This is a genomic window from Streptomyces sp. NPDC058231 (assembly GCF_042882275.1).
Taxonomy (GTDB): domain Bacteria; phylum Actinomycetota; class Actinomycetes; order Streptomycetales; family Streptomycetaceae; genus Streptomyces.
Genome location: NZ_JBHVWN010000007.1, coordinates 70,318 through 87,339 on the forward strand (window position 1 = coordinate 70,318; position 17,022 = coordinate 87,339).

At 69.8% G+C, this 17,022-nt stretch carries 14 protein-coding genes; 8 read left to right on the forward strand and 6 right to left on the reverse strand.

Going from position 1 to position 17,022, the window contains the following annotated elements:
- Window positions 1–103: 103 nt before the first annotated feature.
- A complete protein-coding gene (locus tag ACFVXE_RS07225; protein WP_389670006.1) occupies window positions 104–994 on the reverse strand; it encodes an alpha/beta fold hydrolase in 891 nt (296 codons plus the stop codon).
- 350 nt (window positions 995–1,344) lie between these two features.
- On the opposite strand from ACFVXE_RS07225, the gene ACFVXE_RS07230 reads away from it, so the two are divergent.
- From ACFVXE_RS07230 to ACFVXE_RS07245, 4 genes are all read left to right on the forward strand, one after another.
- Window positions 1,345–2,430 carry a S1 family peptidase gene (locus tag ACFVXE_RS07230; protein ID WP_389670007.1) on the forward strand — a complete coding sequence of 362 codons (1,086 nt, stop codon included), beginning with the start codon at window positions 1,345–1,347 and terminating at the stop codon, window positions 2,428–2,430.
- Between the two features lie 673 nt (window positions 2,431–3,103).
- Complete coding sequence (locus ACFVXE_RS07235) at window positions 3,104–6,607, forward strand: DNA polymerase III subunit alpha (protein WP_389670008.1); 3,504 nt, start codon at window positions 3,104–3,106, stop codon at window positions 6,605–6,607.
- Window positions 6,604–7,611 (forward strand): hypothetical protein, encoded by a 1,008-nt coding sequence (locus tag ACFVXE_RS07240; protein ID WP_389670009.1) that lies wholly within the window; start codon window positions 6,604–6,606, stop codon window positions 7,609–7,611. The genes ACFVXE_RS07235 and ACFVXE_RS07240 overlap by 4 nt, the downstream gene beginning before the upstream one ends.
- A gap of 245 nt (window positions 7,612–7,856) precedes the next feature.
- Window positions 7,857–8,750, forward strand: a complete 894-nt coding sequence (locus ACFVXE_RS07245) for an esterase/lipase family protein (protein WP_389670010.1) — start codon at window positions 7,857–7,859, stop codon at window positions 8,748–8,750.
- A gap of 176 nt (window positions 8,751–8,926) precedes the next feature.
- On the opposite strand, the gene ACFVXE_RS07250 is transcribed toward ACFVXE_RS07245, so the two are convergent.
- The gene (locus ACFVXE_RS07250; protein WP_389670011.1) at window positions 8,927–9,967 is read right to left on the reverse strand and encodes a lytic polysaccharide monooxygenase; all 1,041 of its coding nucleotides are present in this window, start codon (window positions 9,965–9,967) and stop codon (window positions 8,927–8,929) included.
- A gap of 423 nt (window positions 9,968–10,390) precedes the next feature.
- Here ACFVXE_RS07250 and ACFVXE_RS07255 point away from each other — a divergent pair, with 423 nt between their 5' ends.
- Both ACFVXE_RS07255 and ACFVXE_RS07260 read left to right on the forward strand, forming a co-directional pair.
- A complete protein-coding gene (locus ACFVXE_RS07255) occupies window positions 10,391–10,870 on the forward strand; it encodes a 4-oxalocrotonate tautomerase family protein (protein ID WP_389670012.1) in 480 nt (159 codons plus the stop codon).
- A 68-nt stretch (window positions 10,871–10,938) separates the two neighbouring features.
- Window positions 10,939–11,478 carry a hypothetical protein gene (locus ACFVXE_RS07260; RefSeq protein ID WP_389670013.1) on the forward strand — a complete coding sequence of 180 codons (540 nt, stop codon included), beginning with the start codon at window positions 10,939–10,941 and terminating at the stop codon, window positions 11,476–11,478.
- Between the two features lie 10 nt (window positions 11,479–11,488).
- Here ACFVXE_RS07260 and ACFVXE_RS07265 read toward each other — a convergent pair whose 3' ends face one another.
- Window positions 11,489–11,950, reverse strand: a complete 462-nt coding sequence (locus ACFVXE_RS07265) for a barstar family protein (RefSeq protein WP_389670014.1) — start codon at window positions 11,948–11,950, stop codon at window positions 11,489–11,491.
- Between the two features lie 105 nt (window positions 11,951–12,055).
- On the opposite strand from ACFVXE_RS07265, the gene ACFVXE_RS07270 reads away from it, so the two are divergent.
- On the forward strand, window positions 12,056–13,534 hold the full coding sequence (locus tag ACFVXE_RS07270) for a trifunctional class I SAM-dependent methyltransferase/NUDIX hydrolase/VOC family protein (RefSeq protein ID WP_389670015.1): 1,479 nt from the start codon (window positions 12,056–12,058) through the stop codon (window positions 13,532–13,534).
- A 45-nt stretch (window positions 13,535–13,579) separates the two neighbouring features.
- Here the strand turns inward: ACFVXE_RS07270 and ACFVXE_RS07275 are convergent, their stop codons facing one another.
- Together ACFVXE_RS07275 and ACFVXE_RS07280 are read right to left on the reverse strand one after the other, a co-directional pair.
- On the reverse strand, window positions 13,580–14,089 hold the full coding sequence (locus ACFVXE_RS07275) for a DUF402 domain-containing protein (protein WP_389670016.1): 510 nt from the start codon (window positions 14,087–14,089) through the stop codon (window positions 13,580–13,582).
- Window positions 14,070–14,990 (reverse strand): GNAT family N-acetyltransferase, encoded by a 921-nt coding sequence (locus ACFVXE_RS07280; RefSeq protein ID WP_389670017.1) that lies wholly within the window; start codon window positions 14,988–14,990, stop codon window positions 14,070–14,072. The genes ACFVXE_RS07275 and ACFVXE_RS07280 overlap by 20 nt, the downstream gene beginning before the upstream one ends.
- Window positions 14,991–15,059: 69 nt before the next feature.
- Here ACFVXE_RS07280 and ACFVXE_RS07285 point away from each other — a divergent pair, with 69 nt between their 5' ends.
- A complete protein-coding gene (locus ACFVXE_RS07285; protein ID WP_389670018.1) occupies window positions 15,060–15,434 on the forward strand; it encodes a GntR family transcriptional regulator in 375 nt (124 codons plus the stop codon).
- Between the two features lie 167 nt (window positions 15,435–15,601).
- Here ACFVXE_RS07285 and ACFVXE_RS07290 read toward each other — a convergent pair whose 3' ends face one another.
- Window positions 15,602–16,708, reverse strand: coding sequence for a DUF5925 domain-containing protein (locus ACFVXE_RS07290; protein ID WP_389670019.1), 1,107 nt, complete (start codon window positions 16,706–16,708; stop codon window positions 15,602–15,604).
- Window positions 16,709–17,022: the final 314 nt, after the last annotated feature.

Consider the following 17,022-nt stretch of genomic DNA (forward strand, 5'->3'; position numbering starts at 1 on the left):
ACCGTGACTCCCTGTCCGCCCTCCCCCCAGACCTGCCCGGGGATCTACTCCAACCTAGGCTGCTGGGTGGGGGTCCCCCCCGCCGCGGCCCCCCCCACCCCGATCAGCCCGTCGGGATGGCTGCGGCCCGTTCCTCCAAAAGCCAATTGAGGACGAGAGGGAGCACAGCCAGCGCATCGAAGTGCGCCGCCGTCGGTTCGAGCACCGCGGTGGCGCCCGGGATCCGTCCGGCCAGCCAGCGCGAGTGCCCGACCGGTGAGAACACGTCCTTCTCGCCGTGCCACAGCATCACGGATCCGGTGATGTCCGCCGGGTCGAAGCCCCATGGGGTACAGAGTGCGATCGCGTCGTCGATCCATCCGTACGCCGAAGTACGCAGCCCCTCACGGTAGTTGCGCAGCAACATCGAACGGATACCCGCGTCGTTGACGACGACGCGGTCGGAGTCGGTCAGTTCCCGGCGCAGATCGTCGAGGAGCTTGACCGGATCCTGCCTGATCACCGCTGACCGGGAGATGAAGGACTTCGCGAGCTCGTCCGGGTCGGCCACCGCCGTGGAGTAGGCCAGCACATTCGAGGCGGTCATCCCGTCGAACCAGTCCAGTCCGTCCGCGTCCCAGGGGGCGAGCCCGACCAGAGCGGCGGTACGGGTGACCCGGTCCGGCATCAGCGCGGCGCAGGCCAGGGCGTGTGGGGCCCCACCGGAACGTCCCACCACGGCGAACCGTTCCAGCCCGAGCGAGTCCGCGATCGCACGCACATCCTCCGCGACGTCCGCCACGCAGCGGCCCGCGTGTCGGTCGGAGCCACCGTAGCCAGGCCGGTCGTAAGTGATGAGTTGCGTCTTGCGCTGGTACAGCACCATGCCGCGCGGGGCCGGACCGAGCCGACTGCCAGGCATCCCGTGGAGCAGGAAGACCGGTCTGCCTCGTGGATCTCCCAGACGCTCCACCATCAGATGCCGCCCGTCCGTCGCGCGCACCCGATTGCGCACTCCGCGCCTCCTCCACTCCGTGCGGACACCGAGTGCCCGACTTTTTCCACCGTTTCGATGATGACCCATCAAAGTCCTTGTACGGAATGGCAATTGAGGTAAATCAACGACGAGTACCGGACAGGTCCAGTCCTTACCCATTGCCGACCGGTTAGTTGGCGCGGTGTTCGCAAGCGAAACCGGCATGGTGTGACCGCGGGTAAGTGAACGGCGCGAGGTGAAACGGTGATGTCGTGTGTGCGTCCTGAAGTCGACCTTGTGTGCTATCTGCCCGGTCGGAATAGTGGGCGGCTCCATCCTCCGTACATCGGCACCCCACTGTCTTTGTGCGGCCCCACAGGAGGTCGAAGTTGCAGCACCGACGTATATCCAGGAAGCCCGCGGTGATGGCAGGAGCGACCGTTGTCGCCTTGGTCGCAGCGGGAGTCACGTTCCAGAGTGCGAACGCCAGTGACGACGTACCGCAGTTCACCGCGCGAACCCTGACGGCGAACGCGGCCGGAAAGCTCTCCACCATTCTCGGCAAGGACCTGGGCGGCGACGCGGCCGGCGCGTACTACGACGCCAAGTCGAAGAATCTGGTGGTCAACGTGATCGACCGGAGTGCCGCCGAACAGGTGCGGCAGGCCGGCGGCCAGGCCAGAGTCGTGGCGAACTCGCTCGCCGAACTGAAGGCGGCCCGGCAGACCCTCACCAGCAAGGCCACGATCCGGGGCACCTCCTGGGCGGTCGACCCGGTCAGCAACAAGGTGGTCGTCACCGCCGACCGTACGGTCAAGGGCGCGGCCTGGGACAGGCTCAGTGCGGTCGTCGAGGGGCTGGGCGGAAAGGCCCGGCTCAAGAAGTCCGCAGGGGAGTTCAAGCCGCTCATCGCGGGCGGCGACGCGATCTGGGGTGACGGCGGACGCTGTTCGCTCGGCTTCAACGTGGTCAAGGACGGCGAACCGTACTTCCTGACCGCGGGGCACTGCACCGAGGCGATCAGCAGCTGGTCGGACTCGCAGGGCGGCGCCGAGATCGGCACGAACGCGGGCTCCGAGTTCCCGGGCAACGACTTCGGACTGGTGAAGTACACCTCCGGCACGGCGCACCCCAGCGAGGTCGATCTCTACAACGGCTCCACCCAGCCGATCACCAAGGCGGGCGAGGCGACCGTCGGCATGACGGTGACCCGTAGCGGTTCCACCACTCAGGTGCACGACGGCCAGGTCACCGGCCTCGACGCCACGGTGAACTACGGCAACGGCGACATCGTGAGCGGGCTCATCCAGACGACGGTCTGCGCCGAGCCGGGAGACAGCGGCGGCTCGCTCTTCGCGGGCGACACCGCGATCGGCCTGACCTCCGGCGGCAGCGGCGACTGCTCCTCGGGCGGAGAGACCTTCTTCCAGCCGGTGCCGGAGGCGCTGGCGGCGTTCGGGGCGGAGATCGGCTGACCGGTCGGTTCCGCGAGGCACGTCGAAGCCCGTTCGCCGGCCGTCCCCTTTCCGGGGCCGGCCGGCGACCGGGCTTCGACGTTGTTTGTGCATACGACGGAGTGCGGCCTCCCCCGGAAATCGCATGCGTCCTTCATCGTGGGATCGAGGCGGCTGTGAATCCCGGGCCCGCTTGCCCACCTCGAATCGGCTCCATTCCAGGGAAACCGGTTCCGGGAACTCGTATCCCCGCAGATCGGCAGGGGCCGGGCGGTTTCCGGAGCTCTGATTGCGGCCCGAGTGGTGCCCGCACGTCGTCCAGAGCCGGGAACCACGAGTCGCGCTCCTCCGGTGTGCGCATCGGATTCGAACGTCGTTCCAGGGATCGACTGCATCAGGCGGATAAAGCCCCGGAGAACCCTGCGGGCTCTCACTGTTCAAGATCCTTTTCGGCGCCGACCGTGATTCTGTTCGGTGGTCACCTGTGCGTGTGCCGCGACGGAGGCGGTGACGACGCCGGTTCGTCGACCGAGGGTGTCGATGAGGGCTTGTTGCCCCGCTCGGCCTGCACCGGATCGCGATGTCCCGCCGACCGGGTGGTGGCCTGCGGCATGAGTATCGTACGCATGTTCGAAACTTGGTCTATGGTGGAGAGCGAGGGGGTGGCGAGTACGGATCGGTTCAGGAGGCGCGGGTGCCCGGGTTCACGCATCTGCACACCGCTTCCGGGTACTCCCTGCGCTATGGGGCCTCGCACCCGGAGCGGCTGGCGGAGCGCGCCGCGGAGCGGGGGATGGATGCTCTCGCGCTGACCGACCGCGACACCCTCGCGGGCGCGGTCCGCTTCGCCAAGGCGTGCGACAGGGCCGGGGTGCGGCCGCTCTTCGGGGTGGAGCTCCCGGTGCGGGGCGCGGTGGAGCGTACGGGAGGGGACGGGCGTACGCACCGGCTGCGGACCCCGGTCCGAGGTGGCGCCTTCGTCGACGAGTCGGCGCCCCGGGTCACCTTCCTCGCCCGCGACGGCGCACGTGGCTGGGCGGAGCTGTGCCGCCTCGTCACCGCCGCGCATGCCGGGACCGGCGACCTGCGGACCGGTGCCGGGCAGCCCCTGACCGACCGGTCCGCGCTGCCCGCCGAAGGGCTCACCGTGCTGCTCGGCCCGGCCTCCGAGGTCGGCAGGGCACTGGCCGCCGGGCGCCCCGACCGGGCCGCCGCGCTGCTCGCGCCCTGGCGGGAGATCTACGGCGACGGGCTGCGCCTCGAAGCCGTGCATCACGGCCGCGAGGGCACCGGACCCGGGTCGCTGCGGCTCGCCGCCCGTACCGTCGGCTTCGCCGCCGAACAAGGGGTACGGGCCGTGCTGACCAACGCGGTCCGGTACGCCGACCCCGGACAGGGCCCGGTCGCCGATGTGCTGGACGCCGCCCGCAGGCTCGTCCCCGTCGACCCGCGGCGCGCCCCGCTCGACAGCGGTGAGCGCTGGCTCAAGGACGCTCGGACGATGGGGGAGGCCGCCGAGCGGATCACCGCTGCCGCCGGCCTCGGCCCAGGCGCCGGAGCGCGGCTTCTCGCGGAGACCCGGCACACCGCCGACGCCTGTGTCGTGGACCCCGAGGGTGACCTCGGTCTCGGCACCGTCCACTTCCCCGAGCCGCACCTCGTCGGCGCCGGCCGGCGTGCCGCCCAACGGGTGCTGGCCTCCCGCGCCGCCGCCGGGATGGTGCTGCGTGGCTACGACCACAGGCGCGACTACTGGGAGCGGATGCACCACGAGCTGGACATCATCGGTTACCACGGCTTCGCCACATATTTTCTGACGGTCGCTCAGGTGGTGGACGACGTAAGGGGGATGAAGGTCCGGGTGGCCGCCCGTGGCTCCGGTGCGGGCTCCCTGGTCAACCATCTCCTGGGCATCGCCCACGCCGACCCGGTCGAGCACGGACTGCTGATGGAGCGCTTCCTCTCCAAGCGCCGCTTCGTGCTGCCCGACATCGACATCGACGTCGAGTCCGCCCGCCGGCTCGACGTCTACCGCACGATCATCGGGCGCTTCGGCGCCGAACGGGTCGCGACCGTCGCCATGCCCGAGACCTACCGGGTCCGGCACGCCATCCGGGACGTCGGCGCCGCGCTCTCCATGAACCCGGCCGAGACCGACCGGCTCGCCAAGGCGTTCCCGCACATCCGGGCCCGTGATGCCCGGGTGGCCATGGAGGAGCTGCCCGAACTGCGCGAGATGGCACGGGAGAAGGAGAAGTACGGGCGGCTCTGGGAGCTGGTGGAGGCGCTGGACGCCCTGCCGCGCGGCATCGCCATGCACCCGTGCGGGGTCCTCCTCTCGGACGCCTCGCTGCTGCGCCGTACGCCCGTCGTGCCCACCAGCGGTGAGGGCTTCCCGATGGCGCAGTTCGACAAGGAGGACGTGGAGGACCTCGGGCTGCTCAAGCTCGATGTGCTGGGCGTGCGGATGCAGTCGGCGATGGCGCACGCGGTCACCGAGCTGAAACGGGCCTCCGGCCAGGAGCTCGACCTGGACGCCGTGGCGCCGGGCGACCCGGAGACGTACCGGCTGATCAGGACCGCCGAGACGCTGGGCTGCTTCCAGATCGAGTCGCCAGGCCAGCGCGATCTGGTCGGCAGGCTGCAGCCCGCCACGTTCCACGATCTGGTGGTCGACATCTCGCTGTTCCGGCCGGGGCCGGTCGCCGCCGACATGGTGCGGCCGTTCATCGAGGCCCGGCACGGCCGGGCGCCCGTCCGCTACCCGCACCCCGACCTGGAAGGGCCGCTGCGTGAGACCTACGGAGTGGTGGTCTTCCATGAGCAGATCATCGAGATGGTCGACATCATGACCGGCTGCGGCCGGGACGAGGCGGACCGGGTGCGGCGCGGGCTCTCCGACCCCGATGCGCAGGGCCGGATCAAGGTGTGGTTCGCGCGGCAGGCGGCGGCGAAGGGCTACGGCGCCGAAGTGATCGCCCGGACCTGGGAGATCGTCGAGGCGTTCGGCTCGTACGGTTTCTGTAAGGCGCACGCGGTCGCCTTCGCCGTACCGACGTACCAGTCGGCGTGGCTCAAGGCGCACCACCCGGCGGCCTTCTACGCCGGTCTGCTCACCCACGACCCCGGGATGTATCCGAAGCGACTGCTCCTCGCGGACGCGCGGCGGCGCGGGGTGCCAGTGCTGCCGCTGGATGTGAACCGGTCGGCGGCCACCCATCGGATCGAACTGGTGTCCGATGATAAGGATGGTTCCGGGGTGTGGGGGCTGCGGCTGGCGCTCTCGGACGTCCACGGCATCAGTGAGGCCGAGGTCGCCCGGATCGAGGCCGGGCAGCCCTATGCCTCACTGCTGGACTTCTGGCAGCGGGCCCGGCCGGGCAGACCCGCCGCCGAACGGCTGGCCCAGGTAGGGGCGTTGGATGCCTTCGGCGCCAACCGCCGTGACCTGCTGCTGCATCTCTCCGAGCTCCACCGTGCCCAGCGGGGGACCGGCGCCAGGTCCGGCTCGGGCGGCACGCAGCTCCCGCTCGGTGAGGGACACAGGACCGGTTCCGTCGGTCTGCCCGATCTCAATGACGCGGAACGCCTCAGTGCCGAGCTCGGTGTCCTGAGCATGGATGTCTCCCGCCATCTGATGGGTGATCACCACGCGTTCCTGGCGGAACTCGGCGCGGTCTCCGCCAAGCGGCTGCGGGAGGCGCGGCACGGGGAGGCGGTGCTGGTCGCGGGCGCCAAGGCGGCCACCCAGACCCCGCCGGTCCGGTCCGGCCGCCGGGTCATCTTCACCACCCTGGACGACGGTACGGGCCTGGTCGACCTGGCCTTCTTCGACGACAGCCACGCCGCCTGCGCGCACACCGTCTTCCACTCCTGGCTGCTGCTGGTGCGCGGTGTGGTGCAGCGGCGCGGCCCGCGGAGCCTCAGTGTGGTCGGCGAGGCCGCCTGGAACCTGGCGGAACTGGCCGAACTGCGGCGCGCCGGCGGACTCGACGCGGTCTCCGCCCGGCTGGCCGAGGTCCCGGCCGAGGACGCCGGGCAGGAGGAGTCCCCGGGTCACCCGGTGGCCGGCGGCGGGCGGCGCATCCAGATGCCGACCGGGTACGAGATGAACCCCTGGGCCGACCTCCAGCCGCCCGGCGAGGGTGTGGCCACCGGAAGGAAGCTCTGGCACCAGTCCCCGGGGAGTGCGGGGTGAGCGCCGTGCGTGAGGTGCCGGTGATTCTGTGTCTGCGGTTCCGCAAGGTCGGCGGCGGGCTGCCGGACAGCGCCGGTCACGCCGGGCTGCTCGCCCTCCTCGGTGCGTTCACCCCGGTCGTCGAGGGGGCGCCGCCGGACGCGGCGCTCGCCGATGTGCGCGGTGCGCTGGGCTACTTCGGGCAGGACGTGGCAGGTCTGGCGGCGCTGATCCGGGTCCGTGCGCTCGCCCTGCACGGAGTGGACTGTGCGATCGGCGCCGCCGAGAACCCCATGCTGGCCCGGATGGCGGCGCGGCAGGCCGTGCCCGGGACGACGTTCGTGGTGCCCGGCGGCGGCGGAGCCGGGTTTCTCGCGGACAAGCCGGCCGTCGCGCTGGACGGTGTCGGGGCGGCGACCGCCCGCACCCTCTGCGGATACGGGCTCGACTCCGTCGGCCGGATCGCGGCGGCCCCCCTCGCCACCCTGCAACGGATCGCCGGTGTACGGACCGGGCGCGAACTGTGGGAGCGGGCGCACGGCATCGACCGTACGACGGTCCTGCCGAACGCCGCCGCCCGGTCGGTCGCCGCCGAGCGTTCCTTCCCGCGCGACGAACTGGACCCGGAACGGCAGCGTCGCGCGCTCATGTCGCTCACCGAGGAGCTGGGAGCCCGGATGCGCGGGGACGGGCAGGTGTGCCGGGCGCTCGCGGTCTCCGTGCGCTACGCCGACCGGACGGGCTATTCGACGCTGACCCGCAGCCGTACGCTCCGGGAGCCCACCGCTCACTCCGCGGCACTCACCGAGCTCGCGTACCGCATCCATGACTCGTTCGGGCTGCAGCGGGCCCGGGTGCGGGGGATCGGGCTGCGCGCCGAGGGGCTGACGGACCGTGAACGGGCTGCTCATCAGCTTTCGTTCGACCCGGTGGACGAGCGGGCGAGGCGGATCGAGGCGGTGGCGGACCGGCTGCGGGCGAGATTCGGGCCGCAGGCCGTGATGCCGGGCCGACTCGCCGCCTGACGTGTCCCTATACCAGGCCATGGATGATCTACCGTGATGCCGCGTCATTTTTTTTACCGACGCGTAACTTCCCCCGTCACCTTACTCGCGCGTAATTTGGCATGAGCGCATAAAAGCGCTGTACCGGAAGCCGGTACGGAACGTCGGTACAGAACGTCGGTACAGAACGTCGGTACACAACTTGTGGTCCGGGCCGCAGGGCGCATTGACATCGCAACTCCCTTGAGCCGCAAGGAGACCACACGATGCTGCCCTGGACACGTGCGCCGCGCACCCCACGTGCGCGGAGAACCCTCGCCGCACTGCTCCTCGCCGTCGCAGCGCTCGCCGCCCCCACGGCGACCGCCACCGCCGCCACCCCCGCCGCTGCCACAGCCACCTCCCGTGGCTGGAACGACTACTCCTGCAAACCCTCAGCAGCCCATCCCCGCCCCGTCGTCCTGGTCCACGGAACCTTTGGGAACTCGGTCGACAACTGGCTCGTCCTCGCGCCGTACCTGGTCGGCCGGGGCTACTGCGTCTACTCGCTCGACTACGGGCAGCTGCCCGGGGTGCCGCTCTTCAACGGCCTCGGTCCGATCGACAAGTCGGCCGGCCAGCTCGCCACCTTCGTCGACCAGGTGCTCGCCGCCACCGGAGCACCCAAGGCCGACATCGTCGGCCACTCCCAGGGCGGCATGATGCCCAACTACTACCTGAAGTACCTCGGCGGCGGTGCCAAGGTGAACGCCATGATCGGGCTCGCCCCCGACAACCACGGCACCACCCTGCTCGGGCTGACGAATCTGCTGCCGTACTTCCCGGGCGCTGCGGACCTGCTGAACACCCACACGCCCGGTCTCGCCGACCAGGTGGCCGGATCCCCCTTCATCACCAAGCTGAACGCGGGCGCTGACACCGTGCCAGGTGTTCACTACACCGTGATCGCGACCAGGTACGACGAGGTCGTGACCCCGTACCGCACGCAGTACCTGAGCGGGCCGGACGTGCACAACGTCCTGCTCCAGGACCTGTGCCCGGTCGACCTGTCCGAGCATGTGGCGATCGGGACCACGGACCTCATCGCTTACCACGAGGTGGCGAACGCCCTGGACCCGGCGCACGCCACCCCGACCACCTGCGCGTCGGTGCTCGGATAGGGCCTCTCGTTCGGATCTGGCCGGGCTCGCGGGGTCCGGTACGCACATCTGCTGCGTTGCGGTCGGTCACCGACGCTCCGCGTCGGCTCCTTCCTCCGCCGTGCAGCTGCACGAACCGGACCCCGCTCCCCTGTGATTCAGCCCGATCCGAACGAAAGCCCCCGCTATCCGGTCGCTCAGCGTTCGTGCCGGGCCGCGACCGCGGCCCGGCGGCGGACGGAGGCGAACAGTGCGGCCGCGCCCACCGCGAGTGCGGCCGCACCGCCGATCGTGAGGAACCGGGTACTGCTGTCGCCACCCGTCTCGGCGAGGCTCTGGCCGACCGGGGCGGGACCGGCGGCGCTGTCCGGCTCGGGCGCGTTCGCCTCGGAAGCAGTCGCCTCGGAGGTACCCGCCTGCGAACCGGTGGCCGGAGCCGCCTTGGTGACCTTCGCCCCCGTACGGGCGTCGTCGTCACCATGGCCGGCGTGCTCCACGGACGACTTGGACGCGCCTTCGGCGATCTCCTGCTCGGACGGCGCGGACGCGGCAGGCGCCGGGGCCGCGCCGTCCGAACCGCTGTCGGCGGCCGCGCCGCCGAAGACCACGTCGGAACAGGCGTAGAACGCCTCGGGGGAGTCCGAGCGCTGCCAGATGGTGTAGATCAATTGCCGCCCGGTCCGCTCCGGAACGGTGCCGCCGAACACGTACGAGCCGTCCACCAGATTCGGGTCGGTGGCCGTGGCGAAGGGCTTCGTCTCCAGATCCGACCACTTCAGCGGCTTCGCCGGGTCGTAGCCGGAGTTGGTGAGATACAGCTCGAAGGAGCCCTTGTGGGGTGCGGTGGCCCGGAAGTGGAAGGTGTGGGTACCGGCCTTCATCTGCGTCGAAGGCCAGTCGGCGCGGGGCAGGTCGAGCCCCTTGAATTTGTCGTTGCCGGCGCTGCACAGCTTGCCGTCCGGGATCAACTGCCGGTGATTGCCTGCCGCATTGGCGATATTGATGCCGTTCCAGTCGTACAGGGCCTGGGTCCCGCCTGCCGCGACCGCGGCCGCACACGCCGCCGACTTCGGATTCTCTGGCCCCTCGGCGTAACAGGCGGAGACCCGGCTGACCGGATCCGTCATCGATCCGTGCGCCGCGGCGGGCGTCGCGGAGAGGCCGGTCAGAGCCAGCGGCGCCGCGCCGAGCGCGACGAATACGGCAGCCCTGCGACGGGCGGTCCTGAACACGGTCATGGTGACGTACTCCTTCGATTCCACTGCGGGGTACGGAGAAGCTAGCTGCTCGCCGGCCCGGAATCGGCTGCGAGAAGGGGCACCCGGCGATCGTTATGGGGAGCTTAAGGAGCGGCTAAGAGGGGGCTCAGGAAAGTCCACCGGTGGGCAACCTCCGTGGACAGAACAGCTAGGCACCGGGTGACCATCGCGGCTCACCTCACCCTGTCGGCCCTCAGCGGAGTCCGGATGGTCTTGAAACGAGGGCTTCGAGCCGTGTGGATCAACGAGTCATTGCTCCAAAGAACTGAAGCACCCGAAACGCCATCTGTGGGGGATTGCGGCGAGGACACCCGTCAAGCCCTGCCGCCACTCCGCGAGTTGCCTAGGCCGGGAACGATCGTAGAGTGGAAGGAGGGGTGAAGGGCGAAATGGGAGGCGGATATGGTTTTCGTGCGCGTTCACGTGATGAAAGATAAACTGAGCGTAGAACAAAAGCGTGAACTCGGTGATAAATTGATCGCCGCTGTAGCGGACGTCGAGAAACTCCGAAACACGGCACGCCATCAGCAGACATCGTGGGTTCAGTACTACGAATTCGATCTCGATAACTGGTACAACCCGCATACCCTTGGTGATCCGTCTGCGAAGTGGCAGATCGATGTAATCGCTCCCCAGAAACTTCTGCCGACACCGGAAGATACTAAACTGGTTCTAGAAAAGGTGACGGCTGCAGTCCGTTCCGTCAGCGGGGAAGGTCTGCTGCCCGCCCGAGGACCATGGGTGCATGTATACGTGATCCCTGATCTGAGTTGGGGCATGGATGGCCAGGTCCCGAACTGGGACGGCTGGCGGGCGTACTTCGAGGCGGACACGCAGGAGGAAGTCGACCGTGCACTTGCCACGGTCTTCGGGAAAAATTAGAAGGCAATCTTTTGCGGGGGACGCGACTGGATCACCGATAGGCGCTCGAGACAGAACGTGAGAGAACCGTGGCTCAATCATCGAATGGCAGGATTGAAACGATCTCGCACCAGGTCGATCGGCTGACGGTTCAGGTTGACGACTCGTTCGACGAATTCAGGAATCGCTACGAGCGAGCAGTTCCCGTCTTCCAGAGTGAACGGTTTGCCGCCCTCGTCGAGAAGGGTGCCGACTGGCAGAGCGTTCTCGATGCCACCGCAGAGAATGCCCCACATGACTGGATTCTCTACTGGTCCCACGACTTCACGTCGCTGATGCGTCTTGCCGGAGACCGGGGCCGTTGTGTCGAGTACCTCATGGGTAATCACGGCATGGCGCAAAAAATGTACCGCTACAACCCAGCCATTCTGCTCTACGCCCCCCTACGCACAGCCATTGTGGAAGATGCTGACGCTGCCACGTGGTTCACCGTCGACCAACCCAGCACCCGATTTGGCAGCTTCAATACACCTCAAATCACCAAGGTAGGACTTGAGCTGGATCACAAGCTTGCTGCGTTGTTGCAGCACCTTGATGCACCCGTGCCGACCGCGCTCACCAATCGTTGATCTCGAATCGTCAGTGGGTTCGTTCAGTCGTCAATCCGGCCGTTCTAGCTGCTGAGGTTCGGCGTTGACCGACGTGGGTCGCGCTCCCGTCTCTTCCCAGCACAATCGCAGCTGTGCCTGCAGGCTCGAAACGGATGCTGCGTCGCAGGACATGACGACAACGAGCCTGCTCATGTCGGTGCCCTCGGGGGCGCTGTGTGGAGGACCATCGCTGTCCTGCCCGCAGAAGGGTCTTGAAGAGCACCCGCCGTCCGGCGGCATCGCCTGACAGTGCCTCATCCGCGGCCTCGACGATCAGTACGTAGTGGTCCGCGGGCAGCCACTTCAGGTCGCGCAGACAGTCGAAGAGGGCATCCCAGTTCCACCCGAAGTAATCCGGCAGCTTCAGTCCGTCGTAGAACTGCTGGAAGACGGAGTCCGTGTTGGGCATCTCCCGGCCGTCGAGCCGCGATACGTACGTCCTGCCGGTCACGGGAAGCAGCAAATCGACAGGCAGGGCGCCTTGCTCCGGAACGACGTGGGGTGGCCGGTGGGACGGCCGTCGACCGGGACCGTGAGGGGCTGGGACGATCGGCGCATGACGACGATCGACTGGGACTCCGCCGCCGACTCCTTCGACGAAGAACCCGACCACGGACTGCTCGATCCGGTGGTACGGCACGCATGGGCGCGGAGACTGGAGAGCTGGCTGCCCGGCGCCCGCTCCGAAGTGCTCGACCTGGGGTGCGGCACCGGAAGTCTGGCCCTGCTCGTCGCCGGGCAGGGGCACCGGGTCACCGCAGTGGACCGGTCGCCGCGCATGGTCGAGCAGGCGCGGGCCAAACTCGCCGGAACAGGCACCGAGGTACTGGTCGGGGACGCGGCACGGCCACCCGTCGGAAAACAGCAGTTCGATGTGGTCATGGTCCGCCATGTGGTGTGGCTGCTGCCCGATCCCGCGGCTGCCCTGCGCCACTGGTTCGGACTGCTGCGGCCCGGCGGGCGGCTGCTGCTGATCGAGGGGGTGTGGGGCGGGGTGGGTCTCTCCGCCGGGCGGCTGACCGCGCTGCTCGCCCCGTTCACCGAACGCATCCACCACGAGCGGCTCTCCGACGACCCGGACCTGTGGGGCAAGCCGGTGGCCGACGACCGCTACGCGCTGGTGGCCCGTGCCGAACCGCCCCACCGCCACACCGAGGTCGTCGACGTGCACCTGATCCTGCGCCGTGGCCCCGATGTGCTGCTCGCCCGCCGCGCCGGCACGGGGTACGCGGACGGCCTGTTCAACGGCCCGTCCGGGCATGTGGAGGACGGAGAGGACGTCCGTGAGGCGATGATCCGTGAGGCCGCCGAGGAGATCGGTGTCGCACTCGACCCGGACGAGCTGCGGGTCGCGCTGGTCATGCAGCACCGTGGGCCGGGCGGCTCCCCCCGGACCGGCTGGTTCTTCGAGGCGGAGTACGACCCGGCGCGCCCGCCGTACAACCGTGAACCGGAAAAGTGCTCGGAGCTCGCCTGGTTCCCGCTGGACGCCCTCCCCGACGACATCGTCGCGTACTGCCGTGCGGGGCTCGAGGGCTACCGGGCCGGGGAGCGTTTCCTGATCCACTGGCACGAGGACGGCGACACCGTGGCCTACCAGCGGCACGCCGTACGCCGCGCGGTCCCGCTGCCGTCCGGCGGCTCCGGCACCGGCGGAGTGCACCACATCGAGCTGTGGGTGCCCGACCTGGCGGCGGCCGAGCCGGGGTGGGGCTGGCTCCTCGGCGAGCTGGGCCATGTTCCGTACCAGCGCTGGGAACGCGGCCGCAGCTGGCGGCGCGGCGACAGCTATCTGGTGATCGAACAGTCGACGGCCCTGCTCCCGGGACCGCACGACCGGCTCCGCCCCGGCCTGAACCACCTGGCGTTCCACGTCCGGGACCGGGCCACGCTGGACGGCCTGGTGGAGCGGGCGCCCGAGCACGGCTGGCGGCTGCTGTTCCCGGACCGCCATCCGTACGCGGGCGGTGAGGGGTACTGCGCCGCGTATCTGGAGGACGCGGCCGGGTACGAGGTGGAGCTGGTGGTGCGTTAGACCGGCCGGCGATGGGAGGGCGGCGTCACCCATTGCCGGTCGGTCTCAGTGCACTGTGCCGGGCGGACCCGACGGCGCCAGCAGCTCCCCGAGTCCGCCCGCGAGGGCCACCTGTTCCAGCTCGTCCAGCGCCCGGCGGGCGGCGTCGGCCGCCGCCGGATCGGACGCGGCCAGGCCGCTCTCCTCGAACTCGTCCTCGTCCAGGCGCAGTACGGAGGTGCCGTCCGCAGACACCCACAGATCGAGATCCAGGTCCTCGACCACCAGCGTCCCGCTGCTCAGCACCGCGGGCCGGGTGATGTCGCAGTACCAGCCTTTCAGTGCCCCCGCTCCGGTGCGGACCTCCTTCACCGCGAACCACCGGTCACGCCAGTAGTGCTCGGTGAGGACGTCACCGGGTTCGAACCGTACGAAGCCGAAGTCGCGCACGCCGGGGGCAGCCCACGGAGCCGTGACCGTCACCCGGGTGCCGTCGTCGCGTACGACGTCCGCCGGGTAACGGATCTTCGTCCGGCCCGACTTGACGAGGACGATCTCAACCGATCCTGCGGACATGGCGTACCTCCGTGGCGCAGATCTCGTATCCGAACCATGAGTTGATCGCCAGCATCGGCCCGTTGCCGGCGTCGTTGCCGGTGTACGCGTCCGTGTAGCCGGCCGCACGGGCGCGGCGCAGGGAGTCGCTCTTGGCCAGCTTGGCCAGACCACGGTTGCGGTACGCCCTGCGGGTACCGGTCATCCCCGACCAGTAGCGCGTCAGCCCGTCCGTCTCGGCCACGCTGAACGCGGCCACCTCACCGTCCACCACCGCCACCGAGGTGAGCTCCCGGTCCAGGCCGGGACTGTTCCAGGTGGTCCGCAGCCAGTCCTCGTAGTCCGTGAGCTCCGCCGGGGTGTCGCTCGGCTCGTCCGCCGTGCTCTCCGCGTCCGCCTCGAACAGCGGCCGCGGGTCGTCGGCGAAGTCGGCGGCGGTGCGCAGCTCCACACCGGGCGGCAGTTCCTGACGGGGCGGCAGGGAGCCGCGAGCGAGGTCCAGACGGAGGAAGTGGGCCGGGCGGCTCGGCGTGTAGCCGCGCTTCTCGGCGAAGGCCCGGTTCGCCGGTTCGTCGAGCACCCAGGTGTGGACGGAGACGGCTCCGACCCGGGCGAGATACTCCTCGGCCGTGCGCACCAGCAGGGAGCCCGCCCCGCGTCCCACCCGCTGCGGATGCGTGTACGGATTGCAGAAACCCTGGCCGGGTTCCGGTGTGTCATGGGCGATGCCGACCTGCGCGGTGCCGAGGATCTCTCCGTCCTCCTCGGCGACCAGCAGCCGGTACCGCTTGTCGGGATGGGCGTTGGCCAGGTCGAAGGCGATCACCTCCGGAGTCGTCACCATGTACGGCAGAGCGGCTCGCCGCACGCGTACCCAGGCCGCTGCGTCGGCGGGAAGGAAATCGCGAACCCTCACAGTCATGCGCCGGACGTTACGCGGAGGACCGGCCCGGTCGCCTCCGGATTTCCGGTGGTGGGGGAGAATCGGCCCGTGACTTTGAAGATCGCTCTCGATCCGCACTCCGGTGCCGCTCCCTACGAGCAACTGCGCACGCAGATCTCCGAACTGGCCCGTTCCGGTGCGCTGCCCGTGGGCCACCGGCTACCGACCGTACGAGGCTTCGCCGAGGAGCTCGGCCTCGCCGCGAACACCGTCGCCAAGGCGTACCGGGTACTGGAGGCCGACGGGGTGATCGAGACCCGTGGACGGAACGGCACGTTCATCGCCGCCTCGGGTGACGCGGCGGACCGCAAGGCGGCCGAGGCGGCGCGGGAGTACGCGGAGCAGGCCAGACGGCTCGGGGTGTCCCGGGCGCAGGCGGCATCGCTGGCGCAGGACGCGGTGCGGGCGGCGTACGAGGGCTGACCGCGGCCGTTCCGGCGGCCGTTCGCCTCCCGAGGCCCCCGGGCGGACCCGGAAGGTTCCCCGGGCGCCGGCACGGCCCGACGGGTGTTCCGGGGCACCCGATGCCCACGGCGGACAGGGCCCCGCGTGTCAGCGGCCGGGCCCGTACCGTGACGGAGGGCGACCCGTCAGAGGTAGAGCCCCGCGTCCGCCCCCGAGTCCTGCTTCGGCACCGAGGCAGGACCGCTGCCGCGGCGCAGCGCGTACAGTTCGGCCAGCGTCGTGCCCTCCCGGCCGACGTCCCGCCCGAGTCCGTCCTCCGTGCCCAGCCAGGCCACCGCCTCGCGGCGGGTCAGCGGGCCCACCTCGATCCGGGCCAGGCAGCGGCCGGGCCTGACCACCGCCGGGTGGAGCCGTTCCAGGTCCTCGTTGGTCGTCACCCCGACCAGGACATTGCGGCCCTGGCCCAGCAGCCCGTCGGTGAGGTTCAGCAACCGCGACAGCGCCTGGCCCGCCGTGTGCTTGGCCTCGCCGCGGATCAGCTCGTCGCAGTCCTCCAGCAGCAGCAGCCGCCAGCGGCCCTTCGAGGTGCCGTCGTCCTCGCCGATCGCGATGTCCATCAGATAGCCGACGTCGTTGAAGAGCCGCTCCGGATCGAGGACGCAGTCCACCTGGCACCAGTCCCGCCAGGACCGGGCCAGGGTGCGCAGCGCGGACGTCTTGCCGGTACCGGGTGGCCCGTGCAGCAGGAGCAGCCGGCCCGCGATGTCCTCGGGTGTCACCTTCATCAGCCGGTCCATGGCATCGGCCACCGGCGCCGTGTAGTTGCCGCGCACCTCGTCCCAGGTGCCTGCGGCGATCTGACGGGTGGTGCGGTGCGGACCGCGGCGCGGGGAGACGTACCAGAAGCCCATCGTGACGTTCTCGGGCTGCGGTTCCGGCTCGTCCTGGGCGCCGTCCGTCGCCTGGTCGAGGACCTTCTGCGCCAGCTCCGGACTGGTCGCGGTGACCGTGACGTCGGCGCCGCGGTTCCACCGGGAGATGAGCAGGGTCCAGCCGTCGCCCTCGGCGAGTGTGGCGCTGCGGTCGTCGTCGCGGGCGGCGCGCAGCACCTTGGAGCCCGGCGGCAGCAGTGTCGCCCCGGACTTCACCCGGTCGAGGGAGGAGCTGTGCGAGTACGGCTGCTCGCCCGTCGCGAAGCGGCCGAGGAACAGCGCGTCGACGACATCGGACGGGGAATCGCTGTCGTCGACGGTGAGCCGGATCGGCAGAGCGGACTCAGGGTTGGCAGACATGGCGCCCATGATCCGGCACATCGGCACAGCGTGCACCCAGGTTTCGCCACCTCCTGTCACCCGTCCGGATGGTCCGCGCCGGGCGTCGCGCCGACCCGGCGGCCCTGCGGTGCACCCGGCAGGCCCCGCGCGCGACCGGGTACCTGTCGCCGGGTCACCCCGCGGGCGGCTTTGCCCTCGATGGCCCTGATGTCGTATTCAGGTCTGACTCGCACTCAGGATGCGGGCCGGGAAGACCTCGATACGGACTTGGCATGGACACTTCCGGATTGGGTGCGACTGCTGCTACCACGGAGTAGGCAGAGATCCTGCCG

What these genes read in the sequence shown, in the direction of transcription:
- ACFVXE_RS07270 (WP_389670015.1), top strand. Translation starts at nt 12,056, where the DNA reads ATGACGACGATCGACTGGGACTCCGCCGCCGACTCCTTCGACGAAGAA.
- ACFVXE_RS07250 (WP_389670011.1), bottom strand. Translation starts at nt 9,967, where the DNA reads ATGACCGTGTTCAGGACCGCCCGTCGCAGGGCTGCCGTATTCGTCGCG.
- ACFVXE_RS07245 (WP_389670010.1), top strand. Translation starts at nt 7,857, where the DNA reads ATGCTGCCCTGGACACGTGCGCCGCGCACCCCACGTGCGCGGAGAACC.
- ACFVXE_RS07275 (WP_389670016.1), bottom strand. Translation starts at nt 14,089, where the DNA reads ATGTCCGCAGGATCGGTTGAGATCGTCCTCGTCAAGTCGGGCCGGACG.
- ACFVXE_RS07280 (WP_389670017.1), bottom strand. Translation starts at nt 14,990, where the DNA reads ATGACTGTGAGGGTTCGCGATTTCCTTCCCGCCGACGCAGCGGCCTGG.
- ACFVXE_RS07290 (WP_389670019.1), bottom strand. Translation starts at nt 16,708, where the DNA reads ATGTCTGCCAACCCTGAGTCCGCTCTGCCGATCCGGCTCACCGTCGAC.
- ACFVXE_RS07255 (WP_389670012.1), top strand. Translation starts at nt 10,391, where the DNA reads ATGGTTTTCGTGCGCGTTCACGTGATGAAAGATAAACTGAGCGTAGAA.